1 protein-coding gene and 1 pseudogene are annotated in these 1142 nt (G+C 44.7%); both read left to right on the top strand.

Annotated features, from left to right (window positions below; translation table 11 throughout):
- Window positions 1-63 precede the first annotated feature (63 nt).
- Window positions 64-630 (top strand): TlpA family protein disulfide reductase, encoded by a 567-nt coding sequence (locus AC2VE5_RS28430; protein WP_486890860.1) that lies wholly within the window; start codon window positions 64-66, stop codon window positions 628-630.
- A 194-nt stretch (window positions 631-824) separates the two neighbouring features.
- Window positions 825-1142 (top strand): annotated as a pseudogene (locus AC2VE5_RS28435) (cytochrome c biogenesis protein CcdA); the annotation flags it as partial.

Here is a 1142-nt window from a genome sequence, read left to right on the forward strand (position 1 = left end):
TGCTCTTCCGATCTGGTACTCCGTAATTACTCCCTTTCAACTTCTCGATCCGAGACGACTTTTATGACTAAATCTAGCAACTTCTTACTGAAAATTTGTTTGAGCAGCCTGGTGTTCGCAGTATCGATGGTAGCAACCACCTCGGCGAGTATTTCCGCACCTGAAGCTCGCGCGTCAATCACTAAAGTCGCACAGGGAAATCCTTGTGCTGGCAAGAAGAATCCTTGTGCTGCGAAAAAGAACCCCCGTGCCGGGAAAAATTCCGCTCAAGCCTCTGTTGGTGGTCCGCTAGCTAAATCGCTACAAGGCAAACCAGTAATAGTCGATATTTATGCTAGCTGGTGTCCTGCTTGTAAGAATATCGCACCTACCCTATCACAATTAAAGCAGGAATATGCTGGCAAGGTGAGCTTTATCGTCCTAGATGTCAGCGATCGCAGCACGACCAAACAGGCAGAAGCAACGGCTAAAAAATTGGGTCTAAGTAAGTTTTTTACTGCTAATAAAGCTAGTACAGGAACGATCGCAATCGTCGATCCGGCGACGGGAAATATCCTCACATCGTTCAGAAACAATGCTAACAAAGCTGACTACAGCAGCGTCCTGAACACTGCTTTGGCGAAAAAATAGGCAGATGATAATTGTGCCGAGATTTCGGCACAATGACAGCTTTTTGAATCAACTGTTCATCGTTGTTAATACTCGAACACCCTGCTCATCTGGATTGTTTATACACAAGTGATCGCATTTTTTGCTTGGATTACTCTGTTTATCTAGTTTGGTTTTGATAGCCTCAATCACCGAAATTTCCTCTGCACAATGCTATGAAACACATCCCTCAGTCTGACACTGAACCAAATCTGCCTGCATGTTCTAAAATATCTCAGAAATGGTTATTTTATGGCGGGCTGGGATTACTCGCACTCATTGCAGTGCTGACGTTGGGGCCGATTCTCAGCCATTCGATCGAACAATTGGTGTCGATCGTCGAAAATCGCTATCAACAATGGTTTAACACGCAGGATACCGCCAATCCATTAGTATTATTGCCGTTGGCATTTATCGGTGGTTTGATTGCAAGTATCTCCCCTTGTATTCTGGCATTGTTACCTGTCAATCTCAGCTATATCGGTACGCTGAAC

The sequence above is a fragment of the Aliterella sp. E5.1 genome, assembly GCF_057473825.1.